The sequence below is a fragment of the Streptomyces sp. NPDC001492 genome, assembly GCF_053597275.1.
In genome coordinates this window covers 48,778-62,295 of record NZ_JBSFHW010000018.1, presented here as the reverse complement: position 1 = coordinate 62,295, position 13,518 = coordinate 48,778, and the positions used below count along the sequence as shown (strand labels likewise).

At 68.2% G+C, this 13,518-nt stretch carries 14 protein-coding genes; 11 read left to right on the top strand and 3 right to left on the bottom strand.

Translation table 11 applies throughout. The features are described from left to right. Nucleotides 1-2: 2 nt before the first annotated feature. From ACWC1K_RS23040 to cutA, 6 genes are all read left to right on the top strand, one after another. Nucleotides 3-638: a hypothetical protein gene (locus ACWC1K_RS23040; protein WP_389086758.1), complete on the top strand. Its 636-nt coding sequence runs from the start codon at nucleotides 3-5 to the stop codon at nucleotides 636-638. Between the two features lie 11 nt (nucleotides 639-649). Further along, nucleotides 650-1,546, top strand: coding sequence for a protein kinase domain-containing protein (locus ACWC1K_RS23035; RefSeq protein ID WP_389086756.1), 897 nt, complete (start codon nucleotides 650-652; stop codon nucleotides 1,544-1,546). A 113-nt stretch (nucleotides 1,547-1,659) separates the two neighbouring features. Further along, nucleotides 1,660-1,824: a hypothetical protein gene (locus ACWC1K_RS23030; protein ID WP_340375661.1), complete on the top strand. Its 165-nt coding sequence runs from the start codon at nucleotides 1,660-1,662 to the stop codon at nucleotides 1,822-1,824. 104 nt (nucleotides 1,825-1,928) lie between these two features. Then, nucleotides 1,929-2,849, top strand: coding sequence for an aKG-HExxH-type peptide beta-hydroxylase (locus ACWC1K_RS23025; RefSeq protein ID WP_450833836.1), 921 nt, complete (start codon nucleotides 1,929-1,931; stop codon nucleotides 2,847-2,849). Then, entirely contained in the window at nucleotides 2,846-4,174 is a 1,329-nt protein-coding gene (locus tag ACWC1K_RS23020) for a serine hydrolase domain-containing protein (RefSeq protein ID WP_450833835.1), read from the top strand. The genes ACWC1K_RS23025 and ACWC1K_RS23020 overlap by 4 nt, the downstream gene beginning before the upstream one ends. A 784-nt stretch (nucleotides 4,175-4,958) precedes the next feature. Beyond that, a complete protein-coding gene (gene cutA / locus ACWC1K_RS23015; RefSeq protein WP_450833833.1) occupies nucleotides 4,959-5,282 on the top strand; it encodes a divalent-cation tolerance protein CutA in 324 nt (107 codons plus the stop codon). 61 nt (nucleotides 5,283-5,343) lie between these two features. Here cutA and ACWC1K_RS23010 read toward each other — a convergent pair whose 3' ends face one another. From ACWC1K_RS23010 to ACWC1K_RS23000, 3 genes are all read right to left on the bottom strand, one after another. Further along, entirely contained in the window at nucleotides 5,344-6,585 is a 1,242-nt protein-coding gene (locus tag ACWC1K_RS23010) for a helix-turn-helix domain-containing protein (RefSeq protein ID WP_450833831.1), read from the bottom strand. Between the two features lie 427 nt (nucleotides 6,586-7,012). Continuing rightward, nucleotides 7,013-7,936, bottom strand: a complete 924-nt coding sequence (locus ACWC1K_RS23005) for an SUMF1/EgtB/PvdO family nonheme iron enzyme (RefSeq protein WP_450833830.1) — start codon at nucleotides 7,934-7,936, stop codon at nucleotides 7,013-7,015. A 15-nt stretch (nucleotides 7,937-7,951) separates the two neighbouring features. After that, nucleotides 7,952-8,743 (bottom strand): aminotransferase class IV family protein, encoded by a 792-nt coding sequence (locus ACWC1K_RS23000; protein ID WP_389086732.1) that lies wholly within the window; start codon nucleotides 8,741-8,743, stop codon nucleotides 7,952-7,954. A 218-nt stretch (nucleotides 8,744-8,961) separates the two neighbouring features. Between ACWC1K_RS23000 and ACWC1K_RS22995 the strand changes: the two genes are divergently transcribed. From ACWC1K_RS22995 to ACWC1K_RS22975, 5 genes are all read left to right on the top strand, one after another. After that, nucleotides 8,962-9,396 (top strand): ATP-binding protein, encoded by a 435-nt coding sequence (locus ACWC1K_RS22995; protein WP_389086729.1) that lies wholly within the window; start codon nucleotides 8,962-8,964, stop codon nucleotides 9,394-9,396. 554 nt (nucleotides 9,397-9,950) lie between these two features. Next, nucleotides 9,951-10,640 (top strand): DUF6415 family natural product biosynthesis protein, encoded by a 690-nt coding sequence (locus tag ACWC1K_RS22990; protein WP_389086727.1) that lies wholly within the window; start codon nucleotides 9,951-9,953, stop codon nucleotides 10,638-10,640. Nucleotides 10,641-10,952: 312 nt separating this feature from the next. Further along, nucleotides 10,953-11,444: a LuxR C-terminal-related transcriptional regulator gene (locus tag ACWC1K_RS22985; RefSeq protein ID WP_450833827.1), complete on the top strand. Its 492-nt coding sequence runs from the start codon at nucleotides 10,953-10,955 to the stop codon at nucleotides 11,442-11,444. Further along, the gene (locus ACWC1K_RS22980) at nucleotides 11,441-12,610 is read left to right on the top strand and encodes a methyltransferase domain-containing protein (protein ID WP_389086719.1); all 1,170 of its coding nucleotides are present in this window, start codon (nucleotides 11,441-11,443) and stop codon (nucleotides 12,608-12,610) included. The genes ACWC1K_RS22985 and ACWC1K_RS22980 overlap by 4 nt, the downstream gene beginning before the upstream one ends. Continuing rightward, nucleotides 12,600-13,442 carry an SAM-dependent methyltransferase gene (locus tag ACWC1K_RS22975; protein ID WP_450833826.1) on the top strand — a complete coding sequence of 281 codons (843 nt, stop codon included), beginning with the start codon at nucleotides 12,600-12,602 and terminating at the stop codon, nucleotides 13,440-13,442. The genes ACWC1K_RS22980 and ACWC1K_RS22975 overlap by 11 nt, the downstream gene beginning before the upstream one ends. Nucleotides 13,443-13,518: the final 76 nt, after the last annotated feature.

Here is a 13,518-nt window from a genome sequence, read left to right as displayed (position 1 = left end):
CCGTGCTGCTGGCCCTGGAAGGAATTGCCGGAGCCGGGAAGAGCACCCTGCGCGACCGGCTCCTGGCCGCCACCGCGGCCGACGATCGCGCCCTCGGGCACATCGGCCAATTCTCCTGGCTGTCGCTGCCGGCCACGCGCACCATCATCGGCCTGCGGGCCGGCCGCCCGGCGGCCACCGCCGAACACGCGGTCGCCGCCGCCCGGTTGGACCTGGAGCTCCACGCCCGCCACAACCTGGCCCCCGCCCTGTCCCTGGGCCCGGTCGTCGCCGACCGCCTCATCCTCTCCACGGCTTGCCTGCTCGCCCTGCTCCACGACCGCCCCGTCACCGACTACGTGAAACAACTCGCCGACGTGAAGGCCGCCAGGGCAGAGCTGACCGTCCTCCTGACCACCGCGCCTGAGCTGTGCCACACCCGGCTCTCCCACCGGGCCACCACGCGCCGCTTCGGCGAGGACCCGCCCGCCGCCGCCCGGCTCGCCGACCTGTACGAGCAGGCCGCCACCGCCTGGACCGAGGCGACCGGGCTGCCTGTGCTGCGCCACCCGTGCACCAACGAGCCCGACCTCGACCTGCTGACCGCCGACTGCCTGAACCAGCTGCGCAACACCGCCCCGCCCACGGCGCACATATGAGGAGCCGCCCCATGGACCTGCACCCGATGCACCCCGCTGCCTGGGTCCTCGACCAGCTCCGCCACGACGGCTGGCACGTCCACGACCTTCTCTCCTTCACCCGTGCCAGCACCCTGGTCCTCGCCAGCCACGACGATGCGCCCCCGGTGGTCCTCAAGGCCGGCTTCGGCAGCAACCACGTCCTGGCCGAACTCGGCGAAAGCGCCCGCAAGGCCGCCTACGGTTTCTACTGGTACGCAGAGATGACGGAAGCCGAACGGGCCCTGACCCGCGAGGACTTTCGCCATGAGATTGCCGTCACCCGCGCCGCCAAAGGCGCGCAGCACGTCGTACCGCTGCTGGAGGAGGGCAGCACCGACCGGTTCGACTGGTACACCATGCCCTTCTGCCCCGGCGGCAACTTCCGCTCCCATCTCACCGCCGCCCCGACTCTCACCCCTGGCGAGAAGGCTGCCGGGCTGGGCCTCCTGGCGGACGTCGCCGAGGGCCTGCGCACCCTCCACGAGCGCGGAATCGTGCACCGCGACGTGTACCAGGAGAACATCCTCATCCACGATGGCCACGGGCTGATCACCGACCTCGGCGCCGCACGCCACACCGACACCCCACGCGGCCCCACCGCCCGCAGCCCGGAAGTGCACTGGCCCCCCGAGTACGCCACCTCCTACAACCGCGCCACCCCGGCCGCCGACGCCTTCAGCCTTGCCGTCCTGACCTACCGCTTCCTGTGCGAGGACATCCCCCGGCACGGCCACTCCCGCCTCGACGCCGCCCCAGCGGATCTGCGCGTGCCAATCTCGGCCGCGCTCGCCCCCACGCCCGAGGACCGGCCCACCATAAGCGAGCTGCGCGACGCCCTGCGCCGGGCGGCCACCCCCGCCGCCGCGCCGGCCCCGCGCAGCCAGTGACCCACCACCGCCCGGAAGGAGACCGCGATGCCCACCGCACGTCCGCCGCCGCACCACCTGGCCCCAGAAGGTGCACCGCCCTATCACCCCTGATCGGAAGGACGAGCACACTCATGACCGACGACCGGATCAGCGAGTTCCTGGCTGCCGTGGACGACCTGCGCGGCGACGACACCACCGTCCGTACCACCGCTCACACCTCCAGCGTCTCCGCCGAAGGCTGGCCGACCACCGAGGCCCCCACGATGACCGAGGCCCCCGCAGGCACCAACGCCTGAACACCACGCACCACACCGGCAGCACATCGCCGGTGAGCACCTCCTGGGGCCGGCCTGCCAAGGGCCCGGCCCCAGGCCCAGCTGCTGTCGGAAGGACCCGCCCTGTGGACGCTCCCGCCACTGCCCTCTCCTTCGCCCCCATTCAGGCCCAGCACCGCGACCGCACCCGCCGGATCCGCACCGTCCTCAAATGCGCCGCCCAGCGCCAGGCCGGCACACCCGATTCCGCAGAATCGGCCGCCGACTACTGCCTGGCTCACCACGTCCTCGAAGGCGCCGAGACCGCCGCCCGCGCCCGCGACACCGCAACCTTCGACTGGTACGGCGCCCACCCGGACACGAACGCCCCGGCGCTGTCCACCTCCACCGTCATCGGCCCGCGTATCGTGGTCGCGACCGACCCGGATCGCATGCCCCGCTCGGCGATCTCCGAGACCCCCTACTATGTACTGGGTCCCGACACCGTCCCCGCCCCACCGGACCTGCGGGAACTCGCCGCCGCCGCGTACGCTGTCGGCGTCCGCCACGGTTTCGCTGGTCTGCTCGCCAGCCACGCCGTAGTCCTGTGCCTGCTGCATCGCAAGAAGCTCGGTGACACCCTCGACAGCTGGACCATCACCCGGCTGCCCGGCACGATCTACTGCGACCACGTCGACGAACCAGTCGTGCTCGCCCGCGACCTGATCCACGAAGCGGGCCACAACTGGCTCAACGACGCCCTCGCCGCCACCGCCTGCAAGATCAGCGAGGAGACCACGTTCTACTCCCCGTGGAAGAGGACGATGCGGCCCGCCTTCGGCTTCCTTCACGCCTGCTTCGCCTTCCCCCTCACCATGATCTACACCGCCCGCGTCCTGCCCTCCACCAGCGGCGATCTCCACCGGTTCCTGTCCACATATCTGGACCAGCAGCGCGGACTGCTCGCTGGAACCGTCGACGACCACGCCCACGCGCTCGGCCTGATCACCGATCCCGACCTCCGCCGACGCCTGCACACCGTCCACCACGAGGCGATCGGCCTGTGAGCCTCGACCGCACCCCGACCTCAGTCACGGACCGACTGGCCCAGCCCGGCGTGATCCTGCTGGCTCATCACGCCGACGGCCCGCGAGTCCAAGCGCACACCGGGGCGGCCAGTCTCGAACTCGCCGTACCCATCGGGGAGAACACTGCCTTCAACGCCGGCTCCATCGCCAAACAGATCACCGCCTATCTGTGCGTACGCGCTGCCCGCGATGGCCTCCTCGCCCTAGACCGGCCGGTGCGCGACATCCTGCCCAACTTCCGTATCCCCGACGTGACCGTCGCCGACCTCATCCGGCACCGCGGCGGCATCCGGGACGCCGAAACTCTGCTGTCCCTGGCCGGCTTCCGCGACCTCGACCACTACACCGCCGACGACCTGCTCCAACTCGCCTACCGCCAGCAACGCCGAGCCGTTGAGCCTGGCCGCTTCCTGTACAGCAACACCGGCTACCTCCTCCTTGCGGAGGTCCTGACCCAGGTCCACGGCGCCGGGCTCCAGCAGATCGCCGACCGGCAGGTCTTCACGCCCCTCGGCATGACCGCGGCCCGCTTCAAGACCGATCCTCGCGATGTCATCCCCGGTGCTGCCGCCAGCTACCACGTCACGGCCGACGGCTGGCAGCACCAGCAGCGCCCGGTCGCACTGCCCGGCCCCGGCTCCCTATGGTCTACTGCCGCTGACCTGGACCGCTGGTTCGAATACCTCTGGGAGGATTGGAACGAGTCAGCCGACGACGGACTTCCGCACGGGCGCCATGTCGACTACTGGCCCAGCGACCACCCGCCGTTCACGTACGGGCCCGGGCTGTATGGCGACACGAGGCCCGGCCGAGCGGCCGTCTTCCACTACGGCCACGAGCAGGGCTTTTCCGCCGCCGCACACCTCACCCGCGCGGGGCTCCGCGTCATCTGTCTATCCAATCACTCCGGCATAGACGCAGCCCAAGTATCTGCCGCTGCCCGCGCCGAACTCGCTCGCACACTCGAAGCCGATCTTTCCAAACTCCTGCACCACCAGCCCAGCCCCCCACCTACCGTCGCGGACAGGAGCGGCGCCGACACGCCGCATATCCCGCTCGGCACATACACGTGCGACGAGGTGCCCGGCACCCTACGCCTGACGTGCAGCAAGAGTTCGCTCTACCTGTGGCGCAGAGGAACCCACGACTGTCTCACCCGCACCGGGGCCGCGACGTATGCGGCGAAGGGCTACAGGCTCACGCTCCCGACTGCGCCAGCCGACGACAGCGCCTCCATGCCCGACAGCTTCATACTCGATCTCGACCGCGCGCCAGGACTGCGATACCGGCGGCAGTCGGACTGACCAACTCCCCACCGCAACCGCGTAGGTGGCTTCACAAGGTCCGCGAGGCCCTGGAGACCGGCGTATGGCCGAGATGTCACCCCATCCTGCCCTCGAAGACGAAAGCGATGACCGCTGTTCACCAGGGCGGTCACCCGACCGACATGGACCGCCTCGGGCGCTTCGCCCACCGCGCTGTGCTGTTCGGACAAGCAGCCGGGTCGGGCATGCTGCTCGACGACCCGTCGGAACCTGCCGATGTCGTACGTGCAGTGGAGAGGATCCACGACAACTGCATGCACCAACCGCGCGCCCAGAAGACTTGGCCGGATTCGAGGTCGCAATCATCGCGGTACCGACCCCGCTACACGACGGCGCACCAGATCTTTCCGCGATCGAGCATGCCGGCCTGGCACTGGCCCTGGCCTGGCCCTCACACCTTCAACCCGGCTGCGTCATTATCCTGGAATTCACCACTGGCTACGGCGACGCCATTTGGAACCACCGAGGTCGCCCTGGATGGTGTCAACGGCCTTGGTTCTCCCCGTAGGCGGCCGTGAGTTCGCCCCACACCGTCTCGCGGTGAAACCACGGAACCTCCAGCCGGCTTCACTTGGTTGCTCTCGAAGAGCAGCACTGCGATGGAGACCTGACGAAGCTCACGGAAACCAAGGAGCGCCGGATATCAGGCCCTCCGGACTCCGGACCGAGGTCGTGCGCATTCTGGGCAGCGCGGTCTGGTGCCTGCGCACCCACGGGAAGGCGCTGGATAGGGTCGGGTACTCCCGGCTTGAGAGGTAGTGGCATGACCGACATCGTGATTGCACAGACGACCATCGATGACGAGAGCCAAGCAAGAGCGCTGGCTCGAGGCGCGGTTGAGAGCAAGCTGGCAGCGGGCGCGCACATCGACGCGCCGTTCACTGCCGTCTACTGGTGGAAGAGTGAGATCGAGACGGCGCAGGAGTGGCGGATCTCGTACATGACGACCACGGACCGGCTGCCGGAGCTGGAGGCGTGGGTGTCCGAGAGGCACTCGTACGAGGTGCCGCAGTGGGTCACGCTTCCCGTGACAGGCGGATCGGGCGCTTACCTGTCCTGGGTCGTTGAGGAGACGACCAAGCGCTAACGCGCTGTACGATGACGCATTCGCGTCTTGAGCGAGTTCTACGTTGGGTGTGGCACGAGCCTCAAGACGCGAACTGCCTTAGTTGATCGGCAAGTTCTCGCTCGTTGCCAGGAAGCCAAGTCGCGATGGCTCGGGCCCGCTCCTTGCCCATCGTATTGGGCTTAGCGTGACTCGCAGCCGCAAACTGACGTGTTACGAAGACGCCTTGTTCGACATCTCCACCGCGTAGCAGCGCGGAAGCGAGATCGCCGAGCACGACAACACCTCCATCCGATAGGCCGTCGCCGAGGCGTTTGAAGGCGGTGTCAGCCGTGGCGGTCAGCTCGGATCGTCCCAGCTGTCCGTACACGGAGAGTGCCAATGAGTCCATGCGGTAAGGGGTTACGAATCGGACCCATGCCTGCTCGCTTGTGTGATCCGCGAAGTCGTAGGCGAAACGTGCTCTCTCCAATGCACGCAGTGCCTCTGTTTCGTCGCCGAGCGCCGCAGCCTCTTCCGCGTGCCTGCCGAGCACCCAGGCGGCAGCCGTCGCGTTGCCGGGGCCCCGAACGTCTTCGGCTGCCTGGGAAAGAAGCCTCAGCTTCTCCTTAGGCGTCGGTGCTCCGTAGCTGGCGTAGGTCAGGGCCAAAGCTCGGAGCGGAGGGTGCCCAGCGGCCGATGCACATTCCGAGGTGACCTGGTAGTAGGCGTCAGCCTTGTTGATCTCGCCCAGATCCCAGGCCACCCACCCGGCCAGGGCTGCGGTTTCACCGGCGGCGATAGTGAGAACCCGTTCGTGCTCGCCAGCACGGGGCAAAGCTGCCGTGATCGCGTCAAGGTGAGACTCGACCGTGCGCTGCAACCGGCGTGCATTGAGACTGAGTTCTTGGATGTGCAACTCAGCAGCTCGGTCAACGAGAGCGGCCACGGAAGGCGCGTCGGCCTTGGAACCTCTACTGAGGGCAAGGGCGAGCCGTCCCCATGGCTCGGAAGCCGCGCTCACGCCGATGGCGGCGCCCCCCAGCAACGTGCGGCGCTTCACGTCCTCCTGGTCCTCCCCATCACGGACGTATTCCCTTCTCTTTCTGGCGCGAGCGGCCTTGGCCTCCCGCTTCAAGTCTTCGAATGAGACACCGCAGGCCGCCGCAATCTGTTCAAGTGTGTGGTTTGTAGGGATGTTCTCAAACCGCTCGTAGCGGCTGATCTCTCGACGGGTCATCGTGTCCCGGCCGGAGACAGCGTTGATGGCGGCTGCCTGCTGCTCCTGCGTCCGGCCTGCATCCTTCCGGAGCCGGAGGAGCAGTTCGGCGAACGGATCTGCCATGAGTGTGACCTCTGTCCGGGGGCGGAATCCAATCATGGCCTCAATTCCCCCTCCAGTTTCCCCCCTTGACAGATTTTTCCCCCTCCGGTTTCCCCTGGTCCAAGGGCCCAACACGCGATGCGATCGGCTCATGACGACGTTCCGCAGGGCGGCACCGCCCCCGCTCACGAGGAGGACCATCCCGGCGGCCGGAACTCGGCCGAGGGGAAACCGACTCTGCAACGCAGCCAGGCTGTCGGGTCGAGGTTCTCTCCTTCTTGCCCGCAAGAAGGCCGGCCTTCTCACCGAGGACAGTCACGGTCGGATCGGTTCCGCGCTCCCCAAGGAAGATGCGCAGGGGATCACCGTGCTAGAGCGGCTGTTGAGATCGACGTCGACAACAAGCGCACGCTCGGACTGGCTCACCACGACCTCGCCCAGCGCAGAGCTACGGGCCGGCTGCGATGCAGCGGAACCCGGTGTCGTTGTCCTTCATCGTGGAATTGGCCGCGTTCACGAGCGCAGGCGCGGCACGCTCGAACGGGCTGCTGAACGCGGATCCCTTCAACTGGTACCGGTTCGGCCCGTCGGTTCCCGGCGTAGAACTCCACTCCCACACGTTTCCGCACAGGTCGAAAACCCCGTAAGGGCTTACTCCAGACTGGTAGCGAGTCACAGACGTCGTGCCGTCGATGCCCGACTCTGCGGTATTGCACTTCGCGGCGGTGGGATCGCTGCCCCACGGGTAGGCGCGTCCCTTCGGGCCGCGGGCCGCCTTTTCCCACTGGCTGACGGTGGGCAGCGCCTTGCCCGCCCAGCGAGCGTACGCATCAGCGTCGTGCCACGTCACCCAGACCACGGGATGATCGTGCAGCGCGCTGGGGCAGCGCTGGCCGGGCCAGTGCTGTGGCGGCCGGTGCCCCGTGGCGCGGACGAACCGCTCGTAGTCGAGATTGGTCGTCGGGTAGACGTCGATCCGGTACGCGTCCACCCAGACCGACGTGTCCTCAGGGCCGGACAGGTAGATGCCTTCCTCGATCAGCACCATGACCTTGCCGTCGACCGGATGCCTTATGGTGCGCGGGTCGCGACGCAGCAGCTCCTCGGTTCGCTCGTGATGCCCCACCGCGGCCTGCTCGGTGAGGAGCTGAGCGAACCGCCACTGGGCGTCGGGGGACGATGTGGAGAGCAGGGTGTCCAGCGCGGCCTGGTTGTTGGGGTGGGGCTTGATCGACTCACCCCGCCCCTCCCAGTTCACGAGTTGCCTGGTGCTGATGCCGACCTTGGCGGCGAAGTCCTTGCCGTTCATGCGCAGCGCTTCGCGCAGCAGAGCTACTTCCCGGCCGGTCCACCGTGTGACCCCCGTTGTCACGCTCGCCCCCTACGGCTACAGGGCCTCGCCGGGGATGGACAGGTACGCCTCACGGAGTGCGCTGAGCACCGGGTGCTCAGTCGGCAGTTCCTTGTCGTCGATCGCCGCCAGGGCCCGAACCCCGATGCTGGTGTTCGTTGCGAAGGCCGCCGCCATGCGCTTGGCCTGGTCGAGGGTGACAGGGGCGGTGCGGTGCTCGACCCCGTGGGCGTGCTCCTGGAGGAGGGCCATCGTCACACCGGGCAGGACCGGTGCCTGCGGCCACACCACCGTCCCGTTGCCGTCAATGAAGGCGACGTTCCAGGTGCCGCCTTCGCTCACGCGACCGTCGCGGCCGACGAACAGGGCGTCGCCGAATCCCGCGCGCTGCGCTGCCCCGCGGGCGTGCAGGGCGCCGAAGAGACCGACGTGCTTCACCTCGGGCAGGTCGCGCTCGTACGGCACACTCATGGCGCGCAGCGGCTCCGGGGGCAGGGCGCCTGCGCCGCGCACGGACACCATGATGTGCGGTTCGTCAGCGTTGGCCGGGTGTCCCATCTCGACCTTCGGGTCGTAGATCGTGACTCGGACGACGCACGGACGGCTCTGCCCTTCCAGGCCCCGGCGGACGTACTCGCGAACGAGCGTGGTGTCCAGGTCCGCACCCCACACGGTCTTGCAGTCGCGTACGAGCCGTTCCATGTGCAGCGTCAGGCCCCGGATGCTGCCATCGCCATCGACGCGCATGGACGTGAAGTGACCGAAGTTGGTCAGGGCCAGGGGGAGCAAGTCGTCTGCGGACACGGGGTTTCCATCAAGAGTTGCCATGCCGCCCAGCATGTCAGGACCCTCCGTTCCTCCGGCACCCCAATCGTAGTTACTGACGGGTCAACTTCACTGAAACTTCCTTCCCTCTTCGGTGTCGCACGGTGTTCGCTTGTCACTGTGCGAACACGCCTGGTGATCGACGGAACGAGGCGTGCCACGCGACGCAGTGACGCCGCATGCCGCACGCTCCCCCACACCGCCCGCACGGGAGGCCCTCGATGAGCCCCGCCCCAGCCGTCGCGCCGACTGCCCCAAAGGCGCCGCCGCAGGCGCCGCGCGCCTTCGACGTGGCCCTCACCTCTGAGGCCGCCGTTGTCGGCCAGGCACGCAGGATCACCCGCGCTTTCCTGGGCCTGTGGAAGGTGAACGGCGAACTGGCCGAGAACATCGTGCTCGCCGTCTCCGAGCTGGTCACCAACGCCGTCGAGCACGGGACCGGCGACGTGGGACTCCGGGTCCATTATCCCGCCGGCGAATTGCGGATCGAGGTCACTGACGACAACCCGACGCCTGCCGAACTGCGCTTCGCTGACGACGAGGACGTGTCGGGCCGCGGCCTGTTCCTCGTCGCCGTCCTCGCGCGGAAGTGGGGCGTCAGCAACGAGGGCAAGACGACGTGGTGCGTCTTTCGCGTCCCTGCGAGGAGGCCATGATGGCCCCAGTCACGCCTGAAGCGGCAGCTGGACTGGGCCAGCGACGCTCCGCGGGCGATATGAATCCCTTACTTGCATCTTCATCCCCTTCAACGTCCTCAGCATCGCCATCTGAGGGCCGCATCGGAACGCCTTTGCCTCAACGGCGTGCCCCTGTTGGGTTGCTTGACCCCGAAATTGATCCGGACAGCGGGACGTCCCGGGACGTCCCGACCGAGTCCTGTGCGGCGGTACCGGCGTCTCCGAACTCCCTGAACGATGCCGGTGTAGCTCGCCGCGCTGTGTCCCTCCTGAACGAACTGCCCTTGTCGGTGAGTGGCGGCTCGAAATGCCTCGGCGGCTCCCCCTTGGGGGCCGCGGAGGTGACACCCCGATCGTCAACTTCGCATCTCACTATTGGAGTTGCTCTTATGCCTCGTACCACGACCTCGGCCCCCGCAGTCGGGGGTGGGCAAGTGGACGGCGTGTCCTGGCCGGAGGGCTCGCTCAGAGAACTGGGCCGTAACTTGAGCACCCTTTTATCCACCCTCGCACCCGGGCCTTCGCCTCTCGCGGTGCAGGAGATCCTTCATCGCGAAGTGACCCGATTGGCCTTCGCAGATATTGCCTCCCTCAGCGAAGACGCGGACGAGCGACACGCGCAACTGCGGTTCTTGCGCGGCCTTTTAATGCGGTTGCTCGGCGCAGTCGTTCCGGTCGATGCCAACGAGTCTCCTCTGGAAGACGATCGGCTGGTGGGACGCGTGCGTGCCCTACTCGCCGAAGAGATTCCCGGCGACGCCGTGCGTGCGGCGTTCCTGCATCGGCGGATGTCCGAGGTCGGGCGGGAGACGCTCTCCGTCCCTCCTGCTGTCGGCGCCTCTGACGACGTGGTCGACGGCTGGGGCAGGACTGTGTGCGCCGGGTTCGATTCAACGCGTATCCGCGAGGCCATTCGTGCGGCGAAGTCCTGGGAGCAGGCGGAGGTGTACCCGCACCCGCACACCCTTGCGGCGGTCACGCGGGCGCTCAGCGGCTACGTCACGACGCTCATCCCCTATGTCTCGTTCCACTTGGAATCGCTCGCAGCCGGAAGCCGGGGCTGGTCAGCTTGCCGGGAGGCGATCGAGCGCTCGAAGGAGGCCCGCGACGCCGCTCCGGGAGAGGGGCTCAAGGCGGCAAGGGAGCACGCCTTCCGTCTCGCGGTCCACACCGAGGTCCTGCTGCGCTACGCCGAACAGGACTGCGAGCGGGACGGTGAGTGACGTGACCATGTTCTATCGTGCGGCGCACCCTGAGCAGCGTCACCGTGCTCCGGTCTCTCCACCGAATTCGGGCCTATCCCGAAGAGACGAGCCGGCCCCAGGGCGTGTTCGACGTGGCTGGCGGCAGGCTCGCGCGCACCGGAGCGCTGTCCTTCTCGCTGCCGCTATCAGCCTGCCCACCGTCTGCGTCCTCGCCGAGCTCGCCCTGCAGCTCTACGGCGGGTCGTAGCTCACACCCCAATGAGCCGACCAGCGAAGTGGGCCGGCACCGATATGACGACGACTGTGCCAGAACACCGAAGGAGTAGGACCATGCCGGCCCCGGACGAGACCATCTCGCCGCCGCTTTCCCTTCAGGAGCGGGAGGCTCTCCTGGGCATCTCCCAGGGAAAGACGACCGCAGAGACGGCCTGCGACATGGGAGTGTCCGACAGCACGGTCAAGACGTACATCCTTCGGATCTGCGGAAAGCTCGGGGCGTCGGAGCGGGCGGGCATGGTGGACCTCGCCTACCGTCACGGGCACTTGGACGTCCCCGAGCCCGTGGACCGCGTGGTCGAGCTGCCCGAGGAGCAGCGCACCGTCCTGGCAGGGCTCGCCGGCGGAAAGACCGTCCAGGAGATCGCAGCCGACGAGCAGCGTCCGCTGGACGACGTGCGCAAGGACGCTCGACGCCTGTTGCGGGCGCTGGGCGCTTCTTCGGCCGCGCACGCGGTCACGCGAGGCTGGCAGTTCCGTCTCCTGGGACCCGCGACCGGCCATGAAAGCTCCCGAGACGTCGTCGCCGTGGCTGGACAGTCATGAACGCCCGCGTCGAGGCCGGCAGCCTGCGACCGAGCAATGGCCACGTCCACGAGCACACGGGGGACGCGTTCACCTGCGATCGGCGACAGGACTTCGTGCCACACGTGATCCGTACGCACCGAGGTGGCCGCTGGCGCAGGGTGGACCGGAGCAAGAACGCCGGCGAGTGGGCGAAGTTCGTCCATCGCTCCGAGATGCTCGTGTTCGACGTCGACGACGGTGGGGAGGGCGGCCCTGGCCTCGTCACGGGCGTGATCCCGTCCAAAGAAGACATCGCGGCACGCCTCGCCGCGCTCGCCCCAGTGCCGGGGACGGCCGTTGCCGAGATCGGCGCGGACTGCGGCTGGACGGCAGCCTTGCTGGACCACCGCCTCCAGGGCGGCCATGTCGTGACGGTCGCGGACACCGAACGTCTCGCCGAGATCGCCCGCCAGCGCCTGCGCCCCTACCCGCGGGTGCGGGTAGTCAGCCGGCCGGACGCCGGGGTCTTGGGGCCGGCGGGCGCCTTCCACGGGCTCCTGTCCCATCGTGCAGTACGCCGTGTGCCGTGGGAATGGGTCACCCGGGTTCGTCCGGGTGGCCGGCTGTGCCTGCCAGTCCGGACCGCTCTGGGCGGATCCAGCACCCTGCTCGTCCTGACCGTGGCGCGCGACGGGGCGTCGGCCAGCGGGCGTTTCCACGCTGGACCAGCCCCGCAGACCGTGTGGCTGCGCGAGCACCGCCCCGGCGAGGGCACACCCGTCGAATCGCAGGGCAGCCCAAGGGCGTCTGAAGTCCTGGACACGAGGGAGGCGCACGTACGGCCGGCGGCCCGGTTGTTCGCCGGGCTACTTCGCCCCGACCTTCGGATGCAGGTCGTGCGCGGCGTTGCGCAGCTCGAAGGCGACGTTGCCGACCGCCTGCGTATCCATGACCACCAGGCGTCTCGGGCCGTGGTCTTCCTCCGCTCCCCCCGTATCTACGAGTGGGGCCCGCGTGATCTCGGCTCCGATCTGTTCGACGCGCTCGGTCAGTGGCATGCGGCCGGAGAACCAGAGGTTGAGCAGCTGGGCGTGACGATCACGGAGACGGAACACACGCTGTGGCTCGGTGCACCGGACGGCCCGTCGTGGCGTCTGCCCGAACTCCACGCGATCACCGGCGAGGGGGAGCGAGATGCGACCTGACGATTCGATGCTCCTCCACTCCTCCGGTGCGGTCGCCGAGGTGCAGTCGCGGCCGTCGAGCGCCCGGATGCAGAACTACCTGCTCGGCGGGCGGGACCACTACATCGTCGATCGGGACAGGACCCTTCGGGCGGTTGACCGGATGCCGTTCCTGGAGAGCGCCGTCCGCCACGAGCGCCTGTACGTGCTCCGGATGGTGCAGGCCCTGGCCGTAGCGGGCATCCGGCAGCTGGTCGACTTCGGCTGCGGCCTGCCCCATGCCCCAACGCCGGTCGATGTCCTGATCCGCATTCATCCCGACGCCCGCGCCGTGTGTATCGACAACGACGTGCTGGTGCACACCTACGCCGACGAGATGATGACGGCCAAGGCGCCCGCTGTCGTCGCGAGCTTGTGCGCCGACGTACGCCACCCCGAGTCGATCCTCGCCTCGCGAGAAATCCTGGAGACGATCAACTGGCGAGAACCGGTCATCCTTCTCCTCGGCAGCGTGCTCCACCACATCGAGGACACCGCGCCGCAGCCCCTGACCGTCCTCGTCGACCAGTACAAACACGTCGCCGCTACCGGCAGCGCTCTGGTCATCACGCACGCCACCGCCGACCTCTCGGGCAAACCCGTGCGCAGATTCGCCAAGACCATGACGGCGGCCGGCTGCCCCGTCCACTTGCGAACGAAGGAACAGATCGCCCGGCTGTTCGACGGCTGGCAACTGACCGCCCCGGGCCTGGCTGCGCCACAGACACTGGCCCTCGAATACCCGCTCCCGCAGCAGGCTGCCTCGTACGCCGGCACCGCCCGAAAGGACGCCGCGCATGGCCGGACTGTGTGATCAGCGGACCGGCGCGATCAAGCCGGTGACCAGCCAACTCCCCATTGTGTCCCGGCTAGACTCCGTGGCGTCCGGA

Coding starts and splice junctions, on each gene's coding strand:
- ACWC1K_RS23035 (WP_389086756.1), top strand. CDS start 650: ATGGACCTGCACCCGATGCACCCCGCTGCCTGGGTCCTCGACCAGCTC.
- ACWC1K_RS23030 (WP_340375661.1), top strand. CDS start 1,660: ATGACCGACGACCGGATCAGCGAGTTCCTGGCTGCCGTGGACGACCTG.
- cutA (WP_450833833.1), top strand. CDS start 4,959: ATGACCGACATCGTGATTGCACAGACGACCATCGATGACGAGAGCCAA.
- ACWC1K_RS23010 (WP_450833831.1), bottom strand. CDS start 6,585: ATGGCAGATCCGTTCGCCGAACTGCTCCTCCGGCTCCGGAAGGATGCA.
- ACWC1K_RS23000 (WP_389086732.1), bottom strand. CDS start 8,743: ATGGCAACTCTTGATGGAAACCCCGTGTCCGCAGACGACTTGCTCCCC.
- ACWC1K_RS22995 (WP_389086729.1), top strand. CDS start 8,962: ATGAGCCCCGCCCCAGCCGTCGCGCCGACTGCCCCAAAGGCGCCGCCG.
- ACWC1K_RS22985 (WP_450833827.1), top strand. CDS start 10,953: ATGCCGGCCCCGGACGAGACCATCTCGCCGCCGCTTTCCCTTCAGGAG.
- ACWC1K_RS22980 (WP_389086719.1), top strand. CDS start 11,441: ATGAACGCCCGCGTCGAGGCCGGCAGCCTGCGACCGAGCAATGGCCAC.
- ACWC1K_RS22975 (WP_450833826.1), top strand. CDS start 12,600: ATGCGACCTGACGATTCGATGCTCCTCCACTCCTCCGGTGCGGTCGCC.